Genomic DNA, 22,160 nt, shown 5'->3' with positions numbered 1-22,160 from the left:
GTGGCTTCGGCCGATCTCACGCTTGCCGTCTCGCTTGGCGCACTCGATCGACTCGCACGGCCCGCTCACGCTCTCGAAGACGCCACCACTTGGACCAGCCACGTCGGGATCGTCTCCTCGGAGCCGTCGTACATCGAACGGCGACGGGTGCGAGAGGCCGAATACCACCAAGAGTTCCTGTCCGGACCACGTTCGATAGCGGAGGCGTTGTCGGCGGTTCGCGGTCACTTCGAGACGGAACGGTACGTGCTCGTCGGGACAGACGAGACCGCCGGGGTGATAGGGACGGTACCCGACTGGGCCTACCAGTCGGTGACGGAGGCTGCAAAGGCCGCAGGCTGGCAGCTTGAGAGTGTGTCAACAGCCGACGATGATTGGCCCTGACAGAGAAGTGGAGTTCCAGCGAACTCGTGACGAGCCGCTCGCTCAGTGATTCTCGTGGATGTGGTCGCGTAGGGCGTCGGTCTCCTCAAACTCCTCGTTACACTCGGCACACGTGTTGTGGTGAAGCGCAACGTGCTGGGTCACGCCGGCAGCGCTCTGGAACTGTGCATCGCAGTTGGAGCAGGTGTACGACATTACATTAACAACTCGGGGGCACATATACAATAATGTTATTAAGAAATGGTCTGTGTTGACTGCTTTAGAATATTAACTTGGACCGCTCACTAACTAACCACCGTGCTCAGAACGAAACCCAACGAACCGAACCGAGCGCTAGCGAAGCTGGTCCGCCCGCTCTCGGAGCGCTGTCGGTAAGCTTGCGTCGTCGACCAGCGCACCGAGTTCTGTCGTAGCCCGGCATCGACCGAGCGCGTTCAACGCATTCCGGCGGAACGACCCGTTCAGGCCGTCTGCGACGACGATCACGCGAAGCTGTGTCGTCGCGTCTAGCTCGGCAAGCTCGTCGATCGCCGCTTTACGGGTCTCGTGCGGTGCGTTCTTGTTGACGACAGTCCGGAAGAGGGATCGTGGCGAGGACATCGTCAGTCCGCGAGGCCGACCTCTTCGGCGCCGTCGTCGGTCGTCTCGGTCGGCTCCTCGGTCCCCTCTTCAGGTGTGGCGGAGTCTCCGTCGTCCCACGTCGGGAACCGGTCGTCGAAGGCGGTCCAGTCGGCGTCCATTTCCTCGTCGGTCAGCAGGGCCGCATCGAGGTCGGTGCGGAGCGCGTCGTGGTCCATGTCCGTACCGATGAGCACGAGCTGAGTCCCCCTGTCACCCCACTTGTTGTCCCATATCTCTTCGAGCTCCGGATTGGCCTCGAAGTAGCTCTCGCGCTCGTTCTCCGGCAGCATCGCAATCCAATTACCAGCCGACCCAACTCGGATCGACCGTCCCGCGACGTTCAATCCGAGTGCTATTTCTTCGCGACCCGCCAGCCAGAAGTGCCCCTTCGAGCGGACGACGTTCGCGGGGAACGAGTCGAGCAGATCGGCGAACCGCTCGGGGTGGAACGGACGGCGCGACGTGTAGACAAACGACGTGACGCCGTGTTCCTCTTCGGCGGACTCGTGCGGCTGCTGGAGTTCCCGTAACCACCCCGCAGACTGGCTCGCCGCTTCGAAGTCGAACCGTCCCGTGTCGAGGATCTCGCCGGGATCGACCGCGCCGTGTTCGGTTCGGATGATCTCCGCGCGCGGTTGCAGCACCTCGATCATCTCTTCGATCTCGCCGAGCGTCTCCTCGTCGACGAGGTCGCACTTGTTCAACAACAGGACGTCACAGAACTCGATCTGTTCGATCAAGAGGCTTCCGAGGTCCTTCTCGGTGTCGCCGTCCATCAGCGATTCCTTCGAATCGAACGTTGTCCAGAACTGGTGGGCGTCGACCACAGTGACGGTCGTGTCGAGTTCGTAGTAGTCCATCACTTCGATGCCGGTCTCCTCGTAGAACTCCGTGGGATCGAGGTCTCCTTGATCGAATCCCATGGTGAGCGTCTGGGCGACGGGCAACGGTTCGGCGACGCCGGTCGATTCGATGACCAAGTAATCAAACTCGCGGGCCTGTGCGAGCTTCGCGAGCGCGTCCAGCAGGTCGCCGCGTAGCTCACAGCAGATACAGCCGTTCGACAGTTCGATCAGGTCCTCGTCGTTCTCCGAGATGTCCGAGTGTTCGGCGACGCGCTCGGCGTCGACGTTCACCTCGCCCATGTCGTTGACGAGGACCGCGACGTCCAGGTCCGTTCGCGTGTTCAGGAGGTTGTTCAGCACGGTGGTCTTCCCCGCGCCGAGGTTGCCGCTCAGCACAGTGACGGGAATCGTCTCTCGACTCATCTGTTATTAATACTGGAGCGTATATTATTTATAATTGGCTATCTACTACCCTATGTTGTTAACAGTGACATCCGAAGAAGCCCGTAAACACGAGTCGCTCGACGTATCGATTGTCGGGGCAGGTGCCGCAGGTGTCGGTCTTGGGGCCGTCCTCGCGGATCTGGGTCTCGACTCCTACGCCATCCTCGAGCGAGGCGAAGTCGGGGCGTCGTTCCAACAGTGGCCAGAAGAGATGCGCCTCATCACGCCATCGTTTCCCAGCAACAGCTTCGGCTGCCGCGACCTCAACGCCGTCACCACCGACACTTCACCCGCATTTGCGCTCGACCGTGAACACCCGACCGGCGCAGAGTACGCCGAATATCTCCAGGGAGTCGTCGAGTTTCACGACTTACCCGTCCGAACCGGTGTCGAAGTGGAGTCGGTACAACGACACGACGACGGATTCATACTCCACACGTCTACTGGCGTCATCCACAGTCGATTCGTCATCTGGGCAGCCGGGCAGTTCGGGCAACCGAACGACGACCCGTTCCCCGGCGCGAATCACTGCGTCCACAACTCCCGAGTCGAGTCCTGGAGTGCGTTCGCCGACGAGTGTGTCGAGGACCCCATCGTGGTCGTCGGCGGGTACGAAAGCGGTGTCGACGCGGCACTCGCACTCGCCGACCTGGGTCACGAAGTGTTCGTCGTCGACGAGGACGGGCCGTGGCAGTTCCGGGGACCAGATCCGAGCGAAGTCCTCTCCCCCTATACGAGCCAACGGTTGCAGGACGCATTCGAACACGACGCACCGATCGCCCTCGAAGACGGAATCCGAGTCAGGCGCGTCGACGTCGAGGACGGGACGTTCGACGTAATTGGTACCGACGGAGCGTCGTTTAACACACGGAATCGGCCAGTGCTCGCGACTGGATTCGAGAGTGGACTCGGTCTTGTCGACGAATACTTCGAGTTCGAGAATGGTCAGCCCCAGCTGACCGAACGGGACGAGTCGACCACCACCCCCGGCCTGTTCCTTGCCGGTCCACAGGTCGCGCACAACGGCCAGAAGTTCTGTTTTATTGTTTTCAAAGGTCAGAATTTTGTTCGGATTATGTATAGCGCTATGCGATATACTAAAGCCCCCAACCGGTTTACAAGCGCTCTCTCACCAGAATTCTGGCGATCTGCGTTCACAACCAGGCAAACTACGGAAGATAGGTTACTTTGTCTTATCTCGGTAAGACAGAGTAAACTCTTAGTGACCCCCACCCGTGGCCCCAAACGAGGCAGGTTCAGAATTATGGCCGACGCTTCCCGACACAGTCGCTCCAGCCGGATCGACGCCTCTAGAGCGGTGATTCGACGGCACAACCCCCACACTCCGGAGGCCCGATGACGGGTCGTCGGTCCGTCGAGACGCCGATCGAGGACACGTTCACGAAGTACCTCACGGACAAGGGGAAAGGCGACGCCGGCGAGGAGGGTGCGTATCGAACGGATGGTGAACGCGAGCTGAATCGATTCCGGCGCTGGTGTCTTGGGAAGACTGCCGACTCCGCGAACGCGTCGCCGGCAGAGTCGTGGGCCGGCGTCGTCGACGGCGACACCGTTCGGTTCGCGGACCTCGACACGACGGTCTTCTCGGACTACGCGCGGTACCTCTCGACCGCCGGCTACGCCGCTAGCACAGTGCTCACCTACTACGCGCATATCGCGTCGTGGTGCGGCTGGGCGCACGCACAGGGGTATCTCCCGCGCCACTACGCCCGCGAGTCGGACGCCGAGGACCCGCTGCCCGAGAACGACGGTCGACGTCCAGGTGACCAGCAGGCGTGGGAACCAATCCATCGTGACCTGGTCACGCAGTTCGTCGACCGGCGGGTCTCTGAGGCGTTCGACGAACTCGGTGCGATCGAAGTTCCCCACACTGATCGCGGTGACCCTGAGAGTGAGCTGTGGCAGGCCAAACAGCGGGCACGGTTCAAGGCGTACCAGCGGTGTCGCGAACAGGCGCTCGTGTACGTTGTCGCCTATACGGGCCTGCGCGGCTCAGAGTTCCTTTCCGCGCCAAAGGAGGATCGTGAGGGGCGCGACGGCGTCCGCTGGCGTGACGTGTCGTTCGCGGACAGCAGCGTCACCGTGTTTCGGAAGAGTCGCGAGTGGAAGGAAGCATCGCTCCCCGAACCCGTCATTGCGCCGCTGAAACGGTACGCCGAGGTGCTGGAGGTGCCGGACTCGTGGCCGGTGTTCACGACGCTCCACCGACCCTCGCTCGCCTCGCACGTCACCAGTGGGCTTGCTGACGCCGGCCTCGACGACGACGACGCGATCGAGCGCGTTCGAGCGGGCGCTCCCGACCTGATTGTCGCCGCCGAGCACGACCTCGATGCGCCGAAGCCGCTCACCACTGACGGCGGGCGGTCAATTATGGAGCGGCTCTGGACCCACGACGCGCTCGCGGAGCGTCGCGACGAGCTGGACCTCTCACTTGATGGCGACTATCTCGAACTGCACGGTGGGCGACGGGGCGTCGGTGAGGTCCTCGTTCGGCAGTTCGGCTACGCCGCTGCTGCTCGGTATCTCGACAACAGTGAGGAACAGGTCCGTGAGGCGTACCAGCATATCGAGGCGGCCGAACGGGCCGACATGGCGACCGAGGCATTCTCACAGACGGACCAGCGGGTAAGTGACCAGTAGCAGTACGATCTTAGAGCTGCTAACTTCGAATACGTAGACAGATATGCGGACTATTCTATGACACGCTAGTTGGGGGATTCGATCGAGTGAGGTTGCGTCGCTCCACGTCGACCAGGTGGTCTTCGACCCACTAGAGGACGATACAGAGGCCGGGCCGTACATCGAATTTGGGAGTAAGCCGAAGAATGGACCCGGGACGGTCGCACTCCTCACAGTCTCAAGCACGTGTTCGAGCAAATCGACGCCGTCACTGAGGAAGCAGACGACGGCCATCCGTCTTTAGTTAATACTCTCAGTAATACTACCTAGGCCCAGTTTCCGCTCGAATTCTGTCGATTTACTCCCGCTACGGCGAGAAAACCTTGTTTCTAGGGTTGCTTTATTGCTTGGTTTCAGGGGTACGGTGTTTAGCTCGTTCAATTAGTACTTCCCAATACTAATAGACATAATACTACAAGAGAATATTACTATCAGGCTTAACTAAAGACGAATGGCAGACGACGGCTAGATAGGCCATGTGTTTCCGTTGCCGACAGCAGAGTGAAGGTACCTGTCGACGTCAACGATCCGGCATCGATTCAAGGACCTCGCAGAACGCGCTGGAGTGACTGTCGATGGGGAGGTTCCGACGCCGAAGACGGGGCGACGATACTGGTATACAGCGTATGGAGAGGCGGTGTATCGGGTGGCTGAGCGGTTTGCAGATGTCGCTGAAGAGCAGGGATCGAAGTCGGCGGAGGTTGTCTTGGATAACTACCTCTCGGAGGCAGAGAAGCGTCGGCATCGCCGGGAGGAGATGCGGGCGGACCTTGGCGGTTCGCAGAGAACACAGCTGGGTGATGATGTAGTGATTGGGGGTGGTAGAGACGAGAAACAGGAGAATACTGGCTTTCTCTCGTGATTCTTGGGATGATTGGAGTGCCGGCGACGATCAGTCGATCTCGAGTTCTTCTTTCAGTTGGGGGCTTTGTAGTCCAGCCCGGAAGACGGCGTTGAAGAAGTTCTTGTTCTTCGAGAGATCGTCGCCGTGTGTAGCGAAGTACTCGGTATCGAGCTCCTTGTACTTCACCCGCATCTCCTGGTAAACGCTCTCGTAGAGGTAGACATTCACGTTGTGGAGGTCGCGAACTACGATCTCCTTTGCGTCTGCGTCGAGTGCCATCTGCCGGACGGTCTCTCCATCGGCTTCAACAGCGGAGTCGTCGATCTCACTCTTCGTATCTGTCGTATCTGAGGTATCTGTCGTGTCTTCGGAATCTTGGGGATCGGGTGTGGTGGACGATGATTCGTCGTCAGATGTATCTGAGGTGTCTGAAGTCTCTGAGACCTCTGTGGATTCTGTGGTGTCGGACGCGGTGGCCGTCGATTCCTCGTCGGCTGTATCTGAGGTGTCTGAGGTTTCTGAGGTTTCTGCACCACCGCTCCGAACTTCGTCCATACTCCAAACGTCGCCCTTCCGCTCCTCGAGGTCGTCGTCCCCGTCGTTGCTACTCATGCTTCTACCTCCGTCGTATGACGTTCGAGCATTTTCGCGATCTCGGTATAGGCCTCGCGTGCGTCCTCGGTCTTTGCGTCGTCTTCGTGGGTAAAGATGGAGATACCGTTGTTCCAGGCACGCCGGATAGCGACGCGATCAGGCACCTCGAAGACATCATAGGGAGCGTCATTGAAGAACTCAATCATCTGCTTGGTATCGTTATTCTGGACGCTCTCGACGGCGTTGATGACAATCCCGAGAATGTCGATGGTGTCGATCTGGCCAGGGAAACTATTTGAGAGGTAGGCGATTTCCTCGTTCATTTTCTCGATAGCACGGATGGACCGTCGGGTTGGCTCAACGGGAATAAGGACTTGTTCGGCCGTGAGGAGAGCATTATCGAGGATTTGGCTGAGATCGGGTGGGCAGTCGATAAGGATGAAGTCGTAGTCGTGGTCGAGCCCGTCGACAGCGATTTTGAGCCGCATTTCGCTGTTTGCGACCTGCGTGACGAGCATATCCTTCAGCCCGTCCATTGCCTTGTTGGACGGAATGACATCGAATTCGTCGTGATGCTTGATGATGTCGTTGATCTCCTCGGTGCGTGTCGGATCAACCATCACCTGGTGGAGAGACGGAATCTTCTGATCGTAGAGGTCACGGAAGCCCGTGCCTTCAGTGAGGGTTCCCTGGGGGTCGGCATCGATGAGGAGGACATCGTGGCCTTGGTTCGCGAGAGCACCACCGAGGTTGATAGTGGTAGTGGTCTTTCCGACTCCACCTGCTTGATTTGAGATGGCGATTATCTGCGTCATGTCCTATGTATCTGAGGCGTCTGATATAATTGTTTGTCAGACGTACCTTCTATATCTGACGTATCTGAGAAAACTGAGGTGGCTAACTCTATGCGCGTCTACTCGGTATCTGACGTAACTGAGGGATGGTGCGCAAGTAGTGAACTGATGTATCTGAGATATCTGAAGCATCTGAGAAGATCTGTTTTCTAAAATCGGTGGCCGGCCTCACTTTCTGATGTATCTGTTATATCTGAGGCAACTGATGTAACTGATTGTAGTATCGGTTCTGTGATCACTGCGGTATCTGATGTGTCTGAAGGGGACAGCGGCCGAGGATCGCTGCGACTGTAGGCGGATGCTCGGATTGGGTGGGATGGGACGCGGTGGATATTCTTGCTGGGAAGATCGGCTTCGGGTTCAGTGACAGGGACGCCTTGCTGTCGAGAGGAGTATCTTGGAGGACCGAATCCATCTCAGTGTGACTCAGTTGCGGATGTGTAAGCTTTCGCGTCGTTGCGGGCACTTAGTGTGGCAACGTGGTTGGCGTGTTGGGTGTGTTCGCTGTGCTAACCTATCGGTGATAGAGCCGCCAGAGCCAGCTGGGTGTTGATGCGGTGATTTCGTCGATAACTGACGTCCACGGGTGGTCGCCGTGGAATGCCCGGGCGTAGGTGGCCGATACGTCTACTGTCTCACTCACGAGTAGTAATGAGCCAAAGAGGGCATATTCGGGGAAAAATGCAATATTACTCCAACGATATCGTGGATGAAGGAATCCCAAAGGCCGCCACAGAGGGTGAGCTCGAAGGGCGGACAGTTCCTCCTCAGTAACACCGAGTTCGCGAACGGTTACCGGTACGATCCCGCCCCGACGGGTCCCGTGGGCGAGAACGCCCTCTAAGAGCGCCTTCGTATACTGTCTCTCTGCGAGGTGGGCCTGCGAGTTATACTGCAGTTTGGTGGCGAGATGTGCTTGCGCGCGGACTGACACAGCCTGTTCGAAACCTTCCTGTTGGTATGGATGAGCCCACGTTGGAGAGTCGAACCGATGCTGATAGGCGTGGCACAACTCTGACGCTAAATATGCGTACGTCGTCGCTTCGGGGAGGGGATTTGGGCTTACGCCAATCCAGCCTGTCCGGGCGGAATACCGTCCACCGATAAACACGAGTGTTAATGACTCCGGCAAGTCGCTCGTGAGAAGTGCGAGACGTTCGCGTCGCGAACAGTCATAGACGAGATGCTCGCGCCACGTTTCACGGTACGGTGTAGAGTCGACATTGAGGAGGTCATCGTAGAATCGCGTGAGTTCATCAAAGCATTCGTGGAGGTTCAGTCGATCACATCGAGAGCTCCCTAATCGCTCCAGTAGAGCGTGAATCTGTGTTTTCGATGTCTGGTCAGCTCTCAAGATGACACAAACGGTGAGTCTCGATAGCTCGGAGCCGCCGTCGGCGGCGATTTGCCGCCGACGCGGCGGCGTTGTCACTCACGACCGCTGTCCTGAGTGGTGGACAGCTACCGGAAGAACCGGTCGTCAAGTGGTTGATTCGCTGGGACAGCCCTCCGGACGCCAAGGGCTGTCCAAGCTGCTCGCAGCACCATCTCACAGAACTCCGTGAACGGCCATCTCCAGAGGCGGCGCCCCCCGCGGCGGGGCGCCGCCACGTACCTCCAATGGAATACCGCCAGCTGTTCTGAAGCAATAGGCTCACGACAAACATCACTAGCCGCAGCCCAGCGTCCTGAGAACTGGTGAACGCGGGGCTCTGCTTGGCTAAGCGGTAGCTTGATTCGATGCCGAAGCGCTTGCTGTAGTGCTCTCGGGCATCTTGCGGTGTGTCGATAAACGGCGCGTCAGCGGCGTAGCCGTGACGCGCCACCCCGTGTTCGTCGTATCGTCCTTGCTGGTAGACGCAGTCGATGAACACAGGGAACGTTACCTCGCCGGCGAGATCGTGTTCGATCTCGCGGCTCCACCCTGTGTTGAGCTCTTGTTGAATCGTCTCACCCCACTTGATGATCGGCATCGCGTAGGCGTAGTTGTGCGCGTACAGCAGTTTGAGGCAGGTACTGTTGTAGAATCCGCGATCGAGGTAGACGGCCTTGACGCCGAGGTCAAGGCCGTCGAGCAGCTCGAGAAACTCAGCGAGGACATCGCTGGTGGTGTCGCCAGCGACCAGCTGGCGCACCGCCAGAGTGTACCGTTTGTTGCGTACTCGCACGTACAGCGTCGCGTACGCGTGAAACGTTGTGGTTCCGCGTTTCGCCTGCGAGGAGTACAGCGCCTCTGTCTCGTCTTCATCACCGTAGTAGGGATCGAGGTGGAGGTCTGCACAGACCTCCACCGGTCGATCTGGAAGCGTCTCGAGTGTATCTCGCTGAAGTAGCATATCGCCAACTTCCTCAACGGAGTCAAGCTCAAACTGGTCAGTGAGATGGCCACGGACGGTATTGGCGTGTGGCGAGTCGTCTGTCGTTTCGCAAACGTGGTTGATCGAGGTCCCGCCGGCGCTAGCGCCGGCGAGGACCTCGTACAATGTCTCGGTCGTGACCTTGACATCCTCACCGAGATCTATCGCAAGCTCTTCGTCGAGGCTGTTGACGACAAAATTAAGCAGGTGCTCTTCCTCTATCTTGCTGTCTGCTTGGGGTTTTTCCACACCCTCTCCAAGCAGACGCTTCCTCTAACTCGATGTGATCGACTGAGGTTAACCTCGCTGGCGAGGGGGCCATCGAGATCCTGTTGGAGTGACTCGGTTAGAGGAGGTGCATCCGGGTACTCCGCCCGGTATGCTTCAACTGCGTCTGAACAGATTGACCGTAGCTGTTCGAAGAACGCCTCGTCGTCCATCAGAATGGATGTAAATATGGAGGGAATTAAACTTCGTTCGATCGCTCTTGTGGCGGAGATTGTTGGTGAGTCATAGCGCAGTTTCGAGGATGGTTTTGAGTGCTTCTTTCCCCGGTTTTCGGAGCACTTCACGACGGAGCTGAAACGCTCGGAGATATGGTGTGAGTCTGTCTTTAGAGACGCCTCGATGCGGTGAGAGCCACCGTCGCGCCAGCGACGCGTGGCTCTCACAGGTGTTCACGTGAACGTCTCCATCAACGTACTCACCGTCACCGTGGACGACGTATTCACGAGTGAATGCGTCGTCCTCCTCAAGCGGTTCATACGCCCGAAAACCGTCAGTATAGACGGTCAACGACTCCTGCTGGCGGTCGGCCAGCAGGAGTCGAATCCGTGATTCGGTCGCGGTTTTCGCCGGGACCACGTATCGCTCACCGCTGCCACGATCTGCGAGAACAAATACAGGAGGCTTGTCCTCAGCGAACGTGCCACGTCCACGCGTGGACAGGCCACGCGAGCGCGACTGTAATGATCCAGACGCGATCTGAAAGCTAGCTCAGAATTCTGGGGCTAGAAGGCTGTTACTGCCGACTCACAGAAGACGTGAAAATGGTGAACGGGGTTTATATTCCCCCATCCAAAACCGACGAATTCGCGTGTTTACCGGCCTAATTCAAGCCCCGGTGATCCACTCGGAAGAAATTACGGTAAAAGATACAGTAAACCTTAGACTTGCTTAAATCGACGTGCACCTGGTGCACGCCGTTCTCAGAGCATTATTTCTCTCTCGAAGATTAGCTTGCAAACCTTTTCTAAGCCATTATGGTCGCGCTCGCGGCCTTTGAGCCCCGCCTTCACGTAGAATTCGTCGATCTCAACGGGGCCTTTGAGATGGATCCGAGGCGCGTCCAGCGCTCGCAGGAAGCGCTGGACGCGCCGGTAGATCGTCTTGTAGGAAACGTCAATCTCTACGTCTAGCTGCCTGAGACTCGTGTTGAAGCGGATATACGTGTAGACCGCGAGAAACCATTTTCTGAGTGCTACCGCAGAATGTTCGAAGATCGTGCCGGTTTGACCGTTGAACGTGCGGTCGCAATCCTTACAGAGATACCGCTGAAACACCCGATAGCTGCCGTACCGAATCACAGATTCGCCACGGCAGCGCGGGCAATAGACGCCGTCGCGCCAGCGAACCTGTTCCAGCAGGTTCGCGGCGCGACGCTCCGAGACGAACGTCTTGATAGGGAACATCGTTCGTCGGGTGACGCGGTCGCGTCACCCTTGCCTGCTGTGACTTCCAGCTACTGCTGAGAACTGACCAACAATCCTCTACCCAAGAGCGTCGTTCGATAGGTCGGATTGACTGTCTAAGCGTATCTATACAGAAGCTGACTCCGCGGGTTCGACGTACTGGTACTCCCACTCGCGTCGAGCTTCAAGTTCACGACGGCCACGACGCGTGAGCGTATAGACGTTTGTTCGCCGATCTTTCTCGCCTTTCTCGACACGTCCCTTCTCAACAAGTGTGTCGAGATTCGGGTAGAGTCGGCCGTGATGGATCTCTTTCTCATAGTAATCTTCGAGTTCCTCCTTGATGGGGAGTCCGTGGGGCTCATCAAGGCCAGTGATCACGTACAGGAGATCCCGCTGGAATCCAGTCAGGTCGTACATCGTCCCGCTACTTGATACGTAGTACTATTGAATACGTCTGTTGCCCTAAGGATGGCCGTGAGCCCTCCCTACAGGAGCCGAGTCAGATATCTGTATATTTATACAGAGGACGAGAGAACAACTGGGGTGTATGGCAGACCTAATTGTCAAATCGGCTGTGAAGGAAGCACTCGATGACCACAACGTTGCGGCAGATTTCTACGAGGCACTCGACGACGAAGTTACTGAGCTAATCGACGAGGCCGCCCAGCGTGCTGAGGCAAACGACCGAAAGACTGTCCAGCCCAGCGACCTCTAACTCACCCAAAAAGTACCAACCGCGCTGCTCGAATTCACTCCTTGTTTTAAGCTGCTTGTGACTGGTAGGTATCTCTATGAGTACGCCAACGGAGTCCATTCAAGTCGAGAATGTCGTTTCCTCGTCCGACATCGGTCAAGAACTCGACCTCGAAACGCTCTCCAGGGACTTAGGAGCGACCGACTACGATCCGGATAACTTCCCGGGACTCATCTATCGGATGTACGATCCCAAAGCTACGGCACTCATCTTCCGCTCGGGAAAAGCCGTCTGTACGGGAGCAAACAGCGTTGATGACGTGACGACTACACTTAAGCACGTCTTCGACGAACTCCGCGAATTGGGCGTCAATGTCGCAGCCTCGCCAGAGATTGAGATTCAGAATATTGTCTCAAGCGGAGATCTCGACAACACGCTCAATTTGAACGCCATCGCTATCGGCTTAGGGCTCGAAAGCGTCGAATACGAACCTGAACAGTTTCCGGGGCTTGTCTACCGACTTGATGACCCGGACGTCGTCGCACTCCTCTTTGGGAGTGGAAAACTCGTTATCACTGGGGGAACGAAACTCGATGACGCAGAAGAAGCCCTGATAAAAATCGAAGATCAGCTCAATGATCTCGGGTTACTAGGCTAATTTGATTTCTCGAGAGCATTTATCGAAGCGGTCCGCCGAATACAGGAGGTAACGAGAGCGGAGAAAGACAGTGATCAGGCGTCAGCGGTGGACTGAGAAGTCCCACTACAATTCGTAGCGTCCTCGGTGTTATCGTCCTCGGCGGCTTCGACGTCCGCTGTATCATCGGCTTCTACTGGGGGTCCGTCGAGGGCGGAGGTGGGGTTAGCATCTGGAGGTGGTCGAAGCGAAGGGACTCCTTCTCGCAGAGCCAGCAGTTGCACTTCTCGAAGGGGATGTCCCCCTCGCTCGTCGGGTAGCACTCGTCGATAATCGTGGCGGCGATGTGCTTTCGCTTCTCGAGGAGGACCTGAACGCGCTCGGGATCGAGACCGAAGGCATCGATGCCGGGGCTCTCCGGCGGCCACGTCCGAACCTCGAGATCGGATTTCGCGAAGGAGACGAACAAGACCAATTTAATATTTTAAATCGGGTTTCAAAAAACTAATGATGCTGGAAATCCGAGTACGTGTATGAGCGACGCAGGAACCACGGACCACACAGCAAAGGTCGCCCGGATCCGGGATGTCGCGATGACGGTTCGCGAACCAAAAAACGCGGGAGAAATAGCTGCTGCTGCTGATGTTGCCCGGAACACGGCCGAAAAGTATCTCACCCAACTTGTTGAGGCCGATAAACTCGAAACGATCCAGCGTGGCCGCGAAACCTGCTACTATCCAGACCCAGTCACCCAGTATTTCGATCAGATCCGTGACCTCATCAATGAGCATCAGAAGGACGAACTCACAGCTGAATTAGCTGCCATCCGGGACGATATTGACGAGTGGAAGGATGCATACGATGTGGCGTCTGCTGACGAACTCCGGGCGACCGTCGGTGATGATATTCCGGCAGCCGAACGCCGACAGCGACGGCACGACGCAGAGGACTGGGAGTACTACGAGCACCAAGCCACGCTCATCAAGCAGGCCATCCAGCTCTACGACACGATCGAGGCGACTCGCGATAATCGGCTCGTATCCGCCAACTGACTCGGTGACAGCGAATGGGAAACTCACCGATTCCTGGAGACACGCATCTCCACCGATATGAGGTCCACAAACGAGTCGCAACCCGTCTTCGACGGGAAGCTGGCGTCACGGCCGTGAACGCGAACCCAAGTCCGATGCGTCCAGTTCGGCTCGTGGCGACACTCGATCGTGCGGTCTTTTGTGATCAGGATCTGGATGCTGGCGATGCAACGCTCGAATTCGAGTGGCGTCCACATTCCGAGCGCGATGAGTTCCGTATCCAGTATAACGAATCGGGGACACAGTGGTCATGCGGCTGGCATCAGGACGAAACTCATGAGAACCTGGGCCCGAGCCATTTCCAAGTTGATCACGAAGCGTGGTCACTACCGCATCGTGAATCCGCATCCTTTACAGATTCAAATCCGATGGCTATCCTCGAAACCTGCCTCAGTGAACTTCGAGATCGAGTCCCGGATCTCCCCGATAGCACCCGCCCGAATCCGTAGGTCTGCTACGCGCGGAGTTCAGCCACGACCACCTCGTGCTTGAGGCAGGGAATTTGGGAGGGTGTTCCAGTGGAATCCCACGGGTGGTACCGTGAGAAGCCCTTCCGTTACAGATGCTCCGGTAAGTGCCGTAGTCTGGCCATCCCCTAGTCCCGTCTCGACGTGAATACGCGGTTTTGTGGGGGTAAAGAGCGTAAAGCCGCGAATTCCTTTTTGTTTCCTCGTCGCGTAGAGTATTTGAGCGACACGAGAACGCCGCACCCCTCCGAAAACCTCCACTATGCCATACCTCGCGATGCGTCCGAACGGCGACCGGGTTCTTCCCCTGGACGTCGGAGACGACAACACGATTCTATGCCCACTCTGCGAAGAGTCACTCGGTGTTCGCCGATCACACTACAACCGGGGGCACTTTGTCTCGAAGCATTTCGTCCACCCGCGAGGCTCGGAGTGTCCCGGCGAGTCGAATCTGCACGCCAAACTCAAGACTATCGCGGCGATGAAACTTCGCGAGGTGTTCGAGACGGCGTCCGTGGATCACGAGCGGCAAATCCCGGGGATGAATCGGATTGCGGATGTCGTCGCGACGTTTTCTGCGGAGCTATACCCCTTTGGGAAGGGGCTTATCGTCGAGATTCAGCACAAGCACGACGAGAAAGAGATCGGCCCGATCACCAGGGAGTACCTGAACGCGGGCTATTCGGTGTTCTGGGCGTACCAGTCCGATTTCGACAGCCACGATATGACGTTCGCTGAACGCCGCGTCAAGCGGCCGTGGCCCCACGCTGTCCCTCTCGTTGAGGGGGTAGACGGCTACTCTGAACCTGTGCAACGATTGTTGGACCCCGAACCGACCGAGGAAGTGTGCGTGGAGGTGCCGTTCCCGACGGAATATTTGCGGGCCCACGCGCTCGAGGTTACCCCGCCGCTGCGCGGCTACTACGATGAGGGGCGGTCTCCAGATGGATGGGAGCGAATCGACGCGGTGTCTCTCCACGGCAAGGGCCGCGAACGAGCCTGGGTGAATGTCCTGCGCTCGCCGTCGAATCACATCTTCCTCGAGTTCTGGAAGAAGGATACTGAGGACGGGGAGTCGGAGTATCTCATCACCCACATCGGGAGTGAGTTTCCCGAGCGGTTCGAGGAGTTCATGGAGGAAGCTCGGACGTGGTTTTCTTCGGAGGACGTCGACCAGCAGGTTGCACACTGGGTGGGTGGAGCGTCGTTGAGTTTCCGAGGGACAGCGCTGTGCGAGTCATGGTTGTCGCTGGTGAAGGTCCCGTTCGGCCCGGTGAAGTTCGTGGTCGCCCGCCGAGATATGAAGGGAAACACTCGGACGTGGGCGGCGAACTACCGGAGCGGCGATCTCGGTCGCTTGGCGGCGTTGCGACATCCGATTCGACGCTTGTTCGGAGACGTGGCGATGGACACGGGGTCTGAGCCTGTGACGGAGACGGGGGAATCGACGGCGGCTCGCGAACGGATGACGGGCAATTCGCCGGACCTGATTCGCGACTAGAGCTCGTCCCAGGCTGGCGCTTCGGGCGACCTAGCGACGCCTGTTGGGCCGTGTTCGTGGACAAGTGCGAGCAAGTCTGCCGATAGCGACGGTGGAATAAACGATGCAGGCGTTTCCGTTTCCGTCCGTGTGGTGGGCTCTACTTGAATCCGAACCGGAAGGTCATCCGGATTCTCGATCGGGATCTCGACTTCGACTGGCGGTGTGGATGAACCCCCCGTCTCTGTGGTGCGTTCTGGTGGTGCTTCGGCGCGTTCCTCGTAGATTGCATCGCGACGTTCAGAGAGTCGACGGATGATCCCGCCACGATTTTGTTTCGCTCGTTCGTGCTTGAGGTACTGTTCGACGGTTTCGACTTCCCCCATCATCCTGATTGCAGGAGAGATGACGCGATAGTTCGATGTACCGAGGAGTTTCTCCGGCGGGAGCTGTTCAAGTATAGCGGCGTCGTGGCCCATTGTGTCACACCTGTGCTCGCTTGTGTTCGCCGGGGCTATTCGCGTTCACCGGCCCAAAGCGGCCCCACGATTCGAGGTAAGAGCAGGCATCGTCGACGACGTGTTCGATTGCGCGTTTCGTCGAGACGTCCTCGGGCGGGCGCTCGACGATACGTGCGAGTTCGAGGGCGTCCTCAAGGCGTATGTGTGGGTGTTCTCGATAGAGGGCTTCGATGACGACCTTCGCAAGCGCCTCTGGGTCGTCTGTGTGGCGGTCTGCGGCGTCGAGACGTGCCCTGACAACAGCACTGAGGTGTTGCACACGGCGGGTGCGGGCGATGCTCGCGTCGACGGAGTCCGCATCCGGAGTTGGGGCGGGTAGCGTCGGCTGGTAGTCGATCGTGGTTCGACTCGCGGTGGCGGGTTCTGTGTCCATCGGGTAAGTCCCTCACCGACTCGGGGGACGACAAACGGGCGCGTAGGGGGGTGTTTCCTACGCAACAACTATACTGAGTAATCGCTTTAATTGTTGCGTAGGACAATGCCCACGGACCAATCCGACAGCACCGATGAGGACTACCCTGAGCCCCCGGATGAGCTGGCGAACTGGGTCGTGGACCCGCTGCAATCCCAGAGCATCCCGAAGCTCGAGCACGTTATCGAGTACGCCGAGGAGTTAATCGCCCACAAGTCGCGGCCTGTTTCTCCGACAGATACAGGGACTGACGGCGAGGAGGAGCACGGTGAGACGGTCAAGACTCTTCCTCAGAAAGAGCAGTCGGCACAGGAGCGCCAGCGACGACAGAAAGAGATCGAGACGATGTCGAAGTCGGAACGAATCGCACTCTCGGACGAAGAGTTACGAAAGTATGGGACAGTCGAGATACGGAAGATCGATTGTGGTCCCGGCTGCAAACAGTGTCCTCACGGCCCCTACCGTTACTGCGTGTTCCGCAATAGCAAGGGAACGGTGACGTCGAAGTATGCGGGGAAAGCTGGTGAGTAACGGTCGGAGGTAGTCAGATATGAGTGAGGAGGCGGCTGCTGTGGGATGAGTGGGTAGAGCAGGTCGGCTAGTAGTGGACATCGACGGGTGTGACGAACCACTCTTGGTCGTTGTCGGTGTCGCCGGTCGCGATAGTTTCGAGGAAGTTGCGGTACTCCGAGGGGGCACGAATGGCCGTTCCATATTCGTCATACAGGTAGTATACGGGGCCGTCGTATCGCCCGATGCCGTGCATCGCCCACCGCACGTCGCTGGTGTAGGTATCTGCGGAGTCGGCTTCGTCTGTCGCGAGACCGAGGGGGTTCCAGGGTTCGACCGTAGCTTCGACGCTGGAGCCTTCAAGGATTTCCTCGTCGGTGAACTGCTCGAAGCCAGCGCGAACGACAGCGAGTTTCCGCGAGAGTTCCTGCATCGTCGAGTGCCACGCACCTTCGATGAGGTCGTTGCCGGTGTCGCTGTCGGCCCGGACGGAGCCGACGTCTCGACCGTTGGAGACTGCGGTGAGTGCGATTCGAAATGGCTTGGTGACGGGGTCGTGCTGGTACTGGACGGTCGGATGTTTCAGGAAGCCGTTAACCCGTTTGCGAGCGCCATGTCCACGTTCGACGCGGAGTTCGAGGTGGCTGGTCGCTGGCGCTCCACCGGGGGTGACGCGTCGGGGATCGCAGTCGCGATAGGTTCGGAAGGCGTCGTATGCGGTAAGCGATTCGAAGTCGGTCGCGACGATGACGAGCTCGCCGGTGTCAACCATTGTGTCGAGATCGTCCGTGTCGGCCGTGGTGATAGCAGAGGGATACCCGAGACAGAGTGAGCCTCCTGGTGGGACGTACCACTCGAACATCGGAGTGGCGTCGTCGGCGATGTAGCGGCCGATGGCATCGAGGTAGGGGAATGCCACGATGTCGCCGGGACGAAGCGGCCGTATCACGCTTGGCTCGGGGTGGGGAAGATACACAATTTCGGGTGACAGCCGTCAGGCGCTCGCCCAGCCGAAGAACAGGTACGTGTTGTCACCGAGGGCGATACAGCCAGCGGGCCCCCACTTGCTGTCGATACGCGGGTCCTGGTCTCGGATGAGCTGGCTGGCGTATTCGTCGGGGTCGGTGTCGCCGACTTCGGCGGCCGGTATCTCGGTGAACGACGTCTTCTCGGCTATCGTCCCGGTGTAGCCGGCGTGTCCGTGGCGGTATTGCGCGTCCTCGACAGCGTTCTGGAAGGCACTTTTTGCGTTTTCACCGCTCGAATGGGTGTAGAACGTGTGTGCTCCCATTAGCGGGCCTCATCGGTTTCTTCGGGGGTGGTGCCGAGGTAAACGCCGGCAGCGTCGTCGGGTGGCCAGCTGTCGCGGCGTGCCTCGCTGGTGGCCCAGAGTGCGAATTCGATGTCGGAGACGCGTTCGCTCCCGGCGATATGGTATTCGTGGCTACGGCCAATCGTTTCGAGATCACGTCCGAGGTGGAACCAGGCGTATTCGGCGACGACCCGTTCGGGGTTGTTGAGGACCGCTGGCGGGACGGCGAACGCTTCGTGGTCCCAGAAGACCCACATCTCGTCGCCGGAGCATGTCTCGTGGTCGCCCGTTGACTGGTCGGTGAACCTGATTTCGTCGGCGGCTTCGTCGACGTGGGTGACGCGGACGATGTGGCCGCGGTCTCTGGTGACGAAGACCATTCCCGGGTGAAGTTGCGCGTAGATGGGTTCCTCGTCGTCGAAGACGTGGCTGGGGCGGGCCATTAGTGGAATTCCACGTTGTGGCTTCCACACTCGTCACACCAGCAGGCTCGCGTCTCGAGTTGCTGGTGCTCTACGCTGTCGAAGCAGCCCTCCCCGTCGTAGATTCGGGTTTCGGTTCCTTCGACTTCGTGGTTGAATGCGACGGTCTGCCCGCAGTTGAGGCACTCCGGCATCATCGCTCCTCCATGGTGGTGACGCGGTCCGTAAGGACGAGGTCGTCGTAAGTACGGTCTTCGCCACACTCGACGCAGAAGACGCCGTTCTCGCCGATGTCAGACCCCGTAATGGGGCCGTCTTTGCTGGCCTCGACGTCCACGTGGCCGTTCTCGAAGCGATGTACAGAGCCGAACTGAACCTGATGAAGAACCCACGAAAAGCGTTCACCACCGCATTCAGGGCAGGCGAGGAATTCGCTGTCGCTCCCGCGTTTAGCCTCGATATCCGTGCTCATCGGGCGACCTCCGGGCGAACGTCACCGAGGCTGTATTGATCGACGAGGCCGGCGGCGTCGAGGATGGCTCGAATAAGATTCACACCGCAGCGGTAGGCTTCGTGGTCCGTTCGGGCGACAACATTCTGTGTCACTTCGATGGTCGCGGGGTTGAGTTCGCGCACATCGCGTGCAGCGACGAACTCATCCGCAAGTTCTCGGTCGGTATCCTGGAGTGCTATCACGACGACGACGTCGTATATCTGGGTACAGCTGGGCGCACCGCTGGACGTGTCAGTAGTAGGCATTTCAGTTTGGTCCTCCACTGTCTCGGGGGCCACAAACCGGCTGAGAATAGCGCAGACCTGGTGGACGTTCTCTTGGGTAGTTAGCAGTTGTTGTGAATACGGTTTCTTGGCTTTGTTGAAATCCTCAGAAGATGAGATATTCTGGCTTGGTTCGCTCAATATAGGAAATACACCCGCCGACTAGTATCGGTTTATGACGGTTCTAGCGGCTACATTGACACCGTTCTTACGTATGTACCGCAACGGGGTCAAAAGTGTCCTTCACTGGGGATTTCAACAAGATCAATTCGGTTCACTCTTCAAATAGATCGCCATACAGCGAATATGTGAACTGCTCTATGACACCCTCTAGGCGAATGTATCCCGACCGCGGTAATCTACTCTGAAATCTGAAAGTGCTCTATCTCATCAGACCCACAGTTGGGACACTCATCTGTGCCTGACGCCAGATTCTCACCGCACTGACGGCACTCCACGACTACTTCTGTCTCGTCACCGGGCAATAGTCGAGTAAGTACTGTGCGGACACTCATGGAGTCGGTTGTTTTGGTGGCCGTGAGTTAATGGTACTGGTGGTCTATATCCACCGAATATCCGGTGCGCTTGACCCGCAAAGCCGCCAAAAGCTTACGTTCAACCCCGGTTGATATTTCCGTTGGAAGGAACACTGTCACACGCTCCTTCCCTTTCAATGAACGCTGACGAATCGTCGATCGGTCGATGTCCAGAATGTGGTGAGGAGATCTCGGAAGCGTGGATTCTTGTTAAGTACGAAAAGAACGACGGTACTGAGGGCGTGTGGACTGAGTGCCCGGCGTGTACGGACGTTGTAGCCCCGGAGTAGTCACAGACAGTAGAGTAATCGCGGTCCTCGGTAGTCATAGGGAGGATGTATTGCCCTCTTTAGGTCACCATCCTAGTTAAAAGAGATTCGAGCTCACGACACGTCGTCCCGTATATTGTCACAGGTCTGTTGTCGACGTTGCTCGACCTCAAACATGAAGCGAGCACTGGCCTGGTCGCCGTTGAGCGTTCGCTGGTCGAGTGCGGTGTCGGGGAACAGCGTCCCCTGCTGACCGGGGGCGGGCTCGAGGGGGTTGGTGGGCCGTCCCGAGCGGATGTCTGAGAGTGGCCGGTCGTCGATGAACTCGTCGCTCCCGCCGGTCTCGATCCGCGAGGTTCGCTGGCGGGTATCGACGTGGACCCCGTGATGGAAGAGCGTGGTCTCGAACGGTTCGTCGTCGAGCGCGAGCAGGCCGTGTTCGTCAACGGTCTTGGTCTTCGCGTCGGGCGTGCGGTCGGTATCACCGTCGGCATCCCACTCGGAGTCGATGACGAAGACGGATTGGTGATGGACGGTAAACGAGCGGTTCTGCGGGCTGGCGCTGGCTGTATCGGAGCTCATAGTATCGTCGGAGTTCGTCGGTGGTGGTCGCGTCACCGGGGGTGAGACAGGACGGGAGTGCCTTTGATGACCGACCCCGCGCTTTCGACGGGGGGTACAAACAGGGTGTGAGGTGGCAACCGCGCCCCTCGAGGAGTGGTCGTCTAGACGTGGAAGTGCCAGTTTGCGACGGAGCGCCACGGGCCGCCCCAGTCGCCACCAGATTCTTCGAGTTTGTAGTCGTGGACGCCGCTGAGGAAGGTGACGATGAGATGGTCAGCGTCCATACTGGGGTCGAGTTTTCCGATGAGGGTGACGGGTCCGTATCGTGCGCCGAGTCGTCCTGGATATTCGGGCGTACAGGTGGTCTCGTCGATGGTGTACGCGAGCGCGATGATGGCTTCGCCGTCGATCACGTCGAGATAGTTGATGCCGTAGTAGCCACACGCGTGGGCGTAGTGCATCGCGCCAGTGATGGTGAACGTCCCGTCAGATTCGATGACGGGCTCATCGAGGTAGTCGATATCGAGGTACGCAGGCAACGGACTACTCTTCCGGTCGGCGTGAGGGGTGTTCGTGACGGTGACGTCTTGGAGGCCGTGATTCGCGGAGGTTAGTGGTCCCACCCAGGCGCGGTAGTCGGGCTTTTGCCACTGACCGGAGCCACCGCGTCCCTGTTCTGGTTCGACATCGGCCGGAAGGACACCGGGGCCGACAAGCGAAGTCGGTGCCTCGGGCGTCGGCGTCTGGTCGGCGTCCGGTGTCGATGGCCCGTCGTGGTCACCGTAGTCGTGGTAGTCGTTGCCGTCACTGCCTCCCGCTCCCGGGCCGGTGCTTGGCGTGGGGGTTGCGGTTCCGGGAGTGGTCGTCGGTTGGTCTGCGGCGACGGGTTCTGCGCCGAGGAGTCCCAGACAGCCGGAGAGACTGCTTGCTGCGAGGAGGCCAGCACCGGCGAGGGCGCTTCGGCGTGTTAGGTTCCTTCCCGTCGTTCGAGGTCGTTGGGGGTATCCAGCCGGAGTTGTATCTACATCGGTCGTCGATGAGGTCGCCGGCATCCTGGTGTGGTCGGTCAGTGGTTCGTTGCTGGTGGTGGTCGGGTCGGTCATGGGAGGGTGTTCTCTTGATTTTTGATGG

The 22,160-nt window shown here is 58.4% G+C and carries 25 protein-coding genes and 4 pseudogenes; 10 read left to right on the top strand and 19 right to left on the bottom strand.

Annotated features, from left to right (window positions below; all coding sequences use genetic code 11):
• The gene (locus EXE51_RS08570; RefSeq protein ID WP_137692478.1) at nucleotides 1-384 is read left to right on the top strand and encodes a hypothetical protein; all 384 of its coding nucleotides are present in this window, start codon (nucleotides 1-3) and stop codon (nucleotides 382-384) included.
• Between the two features lie 333 nt (nucleotides 385-717).
• On the opposite strand, the gene EXE51_RS08565 is transcribed toward EXE51_RS08570, so the two are convergent.
• Nucleotides 718-984 carry a hypothetical protein gene (locus tag EXE51_RS08565; protein ID WP_137692477.1) on the bottom strand — a complete coding sequence of 89 codons (267 nt, stop codon included), beginning with the start codon at nucleotides 982-984 and terminating at the stop codon, nucleotides 718-720.
• A 2-nt stretch (nucleotides 985-986) separates the two neighbouring features.
• Nucleotides 987-2,273, bottom strand: coding sequence for a GTP-binding protein (locus EXE51_RS08560; RefSeq protein ID WP_137692476.1), 1,287 nt, complete (start codon nucleotides 2,271-2,273; stop codon nucleotides 987-989).
• A gap of 52 nt (nucleotides 2,274-2,325) precedes the next feature.
• On the opposite strand from EXE51_RS08560, the gene EXE51_RS08555 reads away from it, so the two are divergent.
• The 3 genes and pseudogenes from EXE51_RS08555 to EXE51_RS08545 all read left to right on the top strand — a co-directional run.
• Entirely contained in the window at nucleotides 2,326-3,654 is a 1,329-nt protein-coding gene (locus EXE51_RS08555) for an NAD(P)/FAD-dependent oxidoreductase (protein WP_394348084.1), read from the top strand.
• Nucleotides 3,651-4,955: a site-specific recombinase gene (locus EXE51_RS08550; RefSeq protein WP_137692475.1), complete on the top strand. Its 1,305-nt coding sequence runs from the start codon at nucleotides 3,651-3,653 to the stop codon at nucleotides 4,953-4,955. Before EXE51_RS08555 ends, EXE51_RS08550 begins: the two co-directional genes overlap by 4 nt.
• A 562-nt stretch (nucleotides 4,956-5,517) precedes the next feature.
• Nucleotides 5,518-5,772: pseudogene (locus EXE51_RS08545) on the top strand (integrase); the annotation flags it as partial.
• Nucleotides 5,773-5,886: 114 nt separating this feature from the next.
• Here EXE51_RS08545 and EXE51_RS08540 read toward each other — a convergent pair.
• From EXE51_RS08540 to EXE51_RS08510, 7 genes and pseudogenes are all read right to left on the bottom strand, one after another.
• The gene (locus EXE51_RS08540) at nucleotides 5,887-6,450 is read right to left on the bottom strand and encodes a hypothetical protein (RefSeq protein WP_137692474.1); all 564 of its coding nucleotides are present in this window, start codon (nucleotides 6,448-6,450) and stop codon (nucleotides 5,887-5,889) included.
• Nucleotides 6,447-7,247 carry a ParA family protein gene (locus tag EXE51_RS08535; protein ID WP_137692473.1) on the bottom strand — a complete coding sequence of 267 codons (801 nt, stop codon included), beginning with the start codon at nucleotides 7,245-7,247 and terminating at the stop codon, nucleotides 6,447-6,449. Before EXE51_RS08535 ends, EXE51_RS08540 begins: the two co-directional genes overlap by 4 nt.
• Nucleotides 7,248-8,747: 1,500 nt before the next feature.
• Nucleotides 8,748-9,892, bottom strand: a pseudogene (locus EXE51_RS08530) (ISH3 family transposase).
• The gene (locus EXE51_RS08525; protein WP_137692471.1) at nucleotides 9,862-10,083 is read right to left on the bottom strand and encodes a hypothetical protein; all 222 of its coding nucleotides are present in this window, start codon (nucleotides 10,081-10,083) and stop codon (nucleotides 9,862-9,864) included. The pseudogene EXE51_RS08530 and the gene EXE51_RS08525 overlap by 31 nt, the downstream one beginning before the upstream one ends.
• 70 nt (nucleotides 10,084-10,153) lie before the next feature.
• Nucleotides 10,154-10,606: pseudogene (locus tag EXE51_RS08520) on the bottom strand (IS1595 family transposase); the annotation flags it as partial.
• 302 nt (nucleotides 10,607-10,908) lie between these two features.
• Nucleotides 10,909-11,334 (bottom strand): annotated as a pseudogene (locus EXE51_RS08515) (transposase); the annotation flags it as partial.
• 126 nt (nucleotides 11,335-11,460) lie between these two features.
• Entirely contained in the window at nucleotides 11,461-11,754 is a 294-nt protein-coding gene (locus tag EXE51_RS08510) for a PadR family transcriptional regulator (RefSeq protein WP_137692470.1), read from the bottom strand.
• A 130-nt stretch (nucleotides 11,755-11,884) separates the two neighbouring features.
• On the opposite strand from EXE51_RS08510, the gene EXE51_RS08505 reads away from it, so the two are divergent.
• On the top strand, nucleotides 11,885-12,052 hold the full coding sequence (locus tag EXE51_RS08505; RefSeq protein ID WP_137692469.1) for a DUF1931 domain-containing protein: 168 nt from the start codon (nucleotides 11,885-11,887) through the stop codon (nucleotides 12,050-12,052).
• 76 nt (nucleotides 12,053-12,128) lie between these two features.
• Nucleotides 12,129-12,689, top strand: coding sequence for a TATA-box-binding protein (locus EXE51_RS08500; RefSeq protein WP_137692468.1), 561 nt, complete (start codon nucleotides 12,129-12,131; stop codon nucleotides 12,687-12,689).
• A gap of 172 nt (nucleotides 12,690-12,861) precedes the next feature.
• Here the strand turns inward: EXE51_RS08500 and EXE51_RS08495 are convergent, their stop codons facing one another.
• Complete coding sequence (locus tag EXE51_RS08495; protein WP_137692467.1) at nucleotides 12,862-13,143, bottom strand: hypothetical protein; 282 nt, start codon at nucleotides 13,141-13,143, stop codon at nucleotides 12,862-12,864.
• Nucleotides 13,144-13,201: 58 nt separating this feature from the next.
• Between EXE51_RS08495 and EXE51_RS08490 the strand changes: the two genes are divergently transcribed.
• The gene (locus EXE51_RS08490; RefSeq protein WP_137692466.1) at nucleotides 13,202-13,720 is read left to right on the top strand and encodes a helix-turn-helix transcriptional regulator; all 519 of its coding nucleotides are present in this window, start codon (nucleotides 13,202-13,204) and stop codon (nucleotides 13,718-13,720) included.
• A 768-nt stretch (nucleotides 13,721-14,488) separates the two neighbouring features.
• Nucleotides 14,489-15,727 (top strand): hypothetical protein, encoded by a 1,239-nt coding sequence (locus tag EXE51_RS08480; protein ID WP_137692464.1) that lies wholly within the window; start codon nucleotides 14,489-14,491, stop codon nucleotides 15,725-15,727.
• On the opposite strand, the gene EXE51_RS08475 is transcribed toward EXE51_RS08480, so the two are convergent.
• A complete protein-coding gene (locus EXE51_RS08475) occupies nucleotides 15,724-16,185 on the bottom strand; it encodes a hypothetical protein (protein ID WP_137692463.1) in 462 nt (153 codons plus the stop codon). The two genes, EXE51_RS08480 and EXE51_RS08475, sit on opposite strands and share 4 nt — an antisense overlap.
• A gap of 4 nt (nucleotides 16,186-16,189) precedes the next feature.
• Nucleotides 16,190-16,600, bottom strand: coding sequence for a hypothetical protein (locus EXE51_RS08470; RefSeq protein ID WP_137692462.1), 411 nt, complete (start codon nucleotides 16,598-16,600; stop codon nucleotides 16,190-16,192).
• Between the two features lie 105 nt (nucleotides 16,601-16,705).
• Between EXE51_RS08470 and EXE51_RS08465 the strand changes: the two genes are divergently transcribed.
• Nucleotides 16,706-17,170, top strand: a complete 465-nt coding sequence (locus EXE51_RS08465; protein ID WP_137692461.1) for a hypothetical protein — start codon at nucleotides 16,706-16,708, stop codon at nucleotides 17,168-17,170.
• A gap of 67 nt (nucleotides 17,171-17,237) precedes the next feature.
• On the opposite strand, the gene EXE51_RS08460 is transcribed toward EXE51_RS08465, so the two are convergent.
• The 5 genes from EXE51_RS08460 to EXE51_RS08440 form a co-directional block, all read right to left on the bottom strand.
• Nucleotides 17,238-18,068, bottom strand: a complete 831-nt coding sequence (locus tag EXE51_RS08460; RefSeq protein ID WP_137692460.1) for a hypothetical protein — start codon at nucleotides 18,066-18,068, stop codon at nucleotides 17,238-17,240.
• Between the two features lie 75 nt (nucleotides 18,069-18,143).
• Nucleotides 18,144-18,440 (bottom strand): hypothetical protein, encoded by a 297-nt coding sequence (locus EXE51_RS08455; protein ID WP_137692459.1) that lies wholly within the window; start codon nucleotides 18,438-18,440, stop codon nucleotides 18,144-18,146.
• A complete protein-coding gene (locus EXE51_RS08450; protein WP_137692458.1) occupies nucleotides 18,440-18,904 on the bottom strand; it encodes a hypothetical protein in 465 nt (154 codons plus the stop codon). Before EXE51_RS08450 ends, EXE51_RS08455 begins: the two co-directional genes overlap by 1 nt.
• A 172-nt stretch (nucleotides 18,905-19,076) precedes the next feature.
• Nucleotides 19,077-19,355: a hypothetical protein gene (locus tag EXE51_RS08445; RefSeq protein WP_137692457.1), complete on the bottom strand. Its 279-nt coding sequence runs from the start codon at nucleotides 19,353-19,355 to the stop codon at nucleotides 19,077-19,079.
• Nucleotides 19,352-19,801: a hypothetical protein gene (locus EXE51_RS08440; protein WP_137692456.1), complete on the bottom strand. Its 450-nt coding sequence runs from the start codon at nucleotides 19,799-19,801 to the stop codon at nucleotides 19,352-19,354. The genes EXE51_RS08445 and EXE51_RS08440 overlap by 4 nt, the downstream gene beginning before the upstream one ends.
• Before the next feature lie 532 nt (nucleotides 19,802-20,333).
• Here EXE51_RS08440 and EXE51_RS18190 point away from each other — a divergent pair.
• On the top strand, nucleotides 20,334-20,486 hold the full coding sequence (locus EXE51_RS18190; RefSeq protein WP_321167011.1) for a phage terminase large subunit family protein: 153 nt from the start codon (nucleotides 20,334-20,336) through the stop codon (nucleotides 20,484-20,486).
• 93 nt (nucleotides 20,487-20,579) lie between these two features.
• Here the strand turns inward: EXE51_RS18190 and EXE51_RS08435 are convergent, their stop codons facing one another.
• Both EXE51_RS08435 and EXE51_RS08430 read right to left on the bottom strand, forming a co-directional pair.
• Nucleotides 20,580-21,047, bottom strand: a complete 468-nt coding sequence (locus EXE51_RS08435) for a hypothetical protein (protein ID WP_137692455.1) — start codon at nucleotides 21,045-21,047, stop codon at nucleotides 20,580-20,582.
• Nucleotides 21,048-21,190: 143 nt separating this feature from the next.
• Entirely contained in the window at nucleotides 21,191-21,652 is a 462-nt protein-coding gene (locus EXE51_RS08430) for a hypothetical protein (RefSeq protein WP_137692454.1), read from the bottom strand.
• Nucleotides 21,653-22,160: the final 508 nt, after the last annotated feature.

The organism is Halorubrum sp. CGM5_25_10-8B (genome assembly GCF_005435095.1).
Classification (GTDB): domain Archaea; phylum Halobacteriota; class Halobacteria; order Halobacteriales; family Haloferacaceae; genus Halorubrum; species Halorubrum ezzemoulense.
Note: the sequence above shows the minus strand (reverse complement) of the source record. Positions and strands in the feature narration are given on the sequence as shown.

What these genes read in the sequence shown, in the direction of transcription:
- EXE51_RS08465 (WP_137692461.1), top strand. Translation starts at nt 16,706, where the DNA reads ATGCCCACGGACCAATCCGACAGCACCGATGAGGACTACCCTGAGCCC.
- EXE51_RS08540 (WP_137692474.1), bottom strand. Translation starts at nt 6,450, where the DNA reads ATGAGTAGCAACGACGGGGACGACGACCTCGAGGAGCGGAAGGGCGAC.
- EXE51_RS08435 (WP_137692455.1), bottom strand. Translation starts at nt 21,047, where the DNA reads ATGAGCTCCGATACAGCCAGCGCCAGCCCGCAGAACCGCTCGTTTACC.
- EXE51_RS08450 (WP_137692458.1), bottom strand. Translation starts at nt 18,904, where the DNA reads ATGGCCCGCCCCAGCCACGTCTTCGACGACGAGGAACCCATCTACGCG.
- EXE51_RS08550 (WP_137692475.1), top strand. Translation starts at nt 3,651, where the DNA reads ATGACGGGTCGTCGGTCCGTCGAGACGCCGATCGAGGACACGTTCACG.
- EXE51_RS08470 (WP_137692462.1), bottom strand. Translation starts at nt 16,600, where the DNA reads ATGGACACAGAACCCGCCACCGCGAGTCGAACCACGATCGACTACCAG.
- EXE51_RS08490 (WP_137692466.1), top strand. Translation starts at nt 13,202, where the DNA reads ATGAGCGACGCAGGAACCACGGACCACACAGCAAAGGTCGCCCGGATC.
- EXE51_RS08505 (WP_137692469.1), top strand. Translation starts at nt 11,885, where the DNA reads ATGGCAGACCTAATTGTCAAATCGGCTGTGAAGGAAGCACTCGATGAC.
- EXE51_RS08500 (WP_137692468.1), top strand. Translation starts at nt 12,129, where the DNA reads ATGAGTACGCCAACGGAGTCCATTCAAGTCGAGAATGTCGTTTCCTCG.
- EXE51_RS08475 (WP_137692463.1), bottom strand. Translation starts at nt 16,185, where the DNA reads ATGGGCCACGACGCCGCTATACTTGAACAGCTCCCGCCGGAGAAACTC.
- EXE51_RS08445 (WP_137692457.1), bottom strand. Translation starts at nt 19,355, where the DNA reads ATGAGCACGGATATCGAGGCTAAACGCGGGAGCGACAGCGAATTCCTC.
- EXE51_RS18190 (WP_321167011.1), top strand. Translation starts at nt 20,334, where the DNA reads ATGAACGCTGACGAATCGTCGATCGGTCGATGTCCAGAATGTGGTGAG.
- EXE51_RS08560 (WP_137692476.1), bottom strand. Translation starts at nt 2,273, where the DNA reads ATGAGTCGAGAGACGATTCCCGTCACTGTGCTGAGCGGCAACCTCGGC.
- EXE51_RS08565 (WP_137692477.1), bottom strand. Translation starts at nt 984, where the DNA reads ATGTCCTCGCCACGATCCCTCTTCCGGACTGTCGTCAACAAGAACGCA.
- EXE51_RS08525 (WP_137692471.1), bottom strand. Translation starts at nt 10,083, where the DNA reads ATGGACGACGAGGCGTTCTTCGAACAGCTACGGTCAATCTGTTCAGAC.
- EXE51_RS08555 (WP_394348084.1), top strand. Translation starts at nt 2,326, where the DNA reads ATGTTGTTAACAGTGACATCCGAAGAAGCCCGTAAACACGAGTCGCTC.
- EXE51_RS08480 (WP_137692464.1), top strand. Translation starts at nt 14,489, where the DNA reads ATGCCATACCTCGCGATGCGTCCGAACGGCGACCGGGTTCTTCCCCTG.
- EXE51_RS08510 (WP_137692470.1), bottom strand. Translation starts at nt 11,754, where the DNA reads ATGTACGACCTGACTGGATTCCAGCGGGATCTCCTGTACGTGATCACT.
- EXE51_RS08455 (WP_137692459.1), bottom strand. Translation starts at nt 18,440, where the DNA reads ATGGGAGCACACACGTTCTACACCCATTCGAGCGGTGAAAACGCAAAA.
- EXE51_RS08535 (WP_137692473.1), bottom strand. Translation starts at nt 7,247, where the DNA reads ATGACGCAGATAATCGCCATCTCAAATCAAGCAGGTGGAGTCGGAAAG.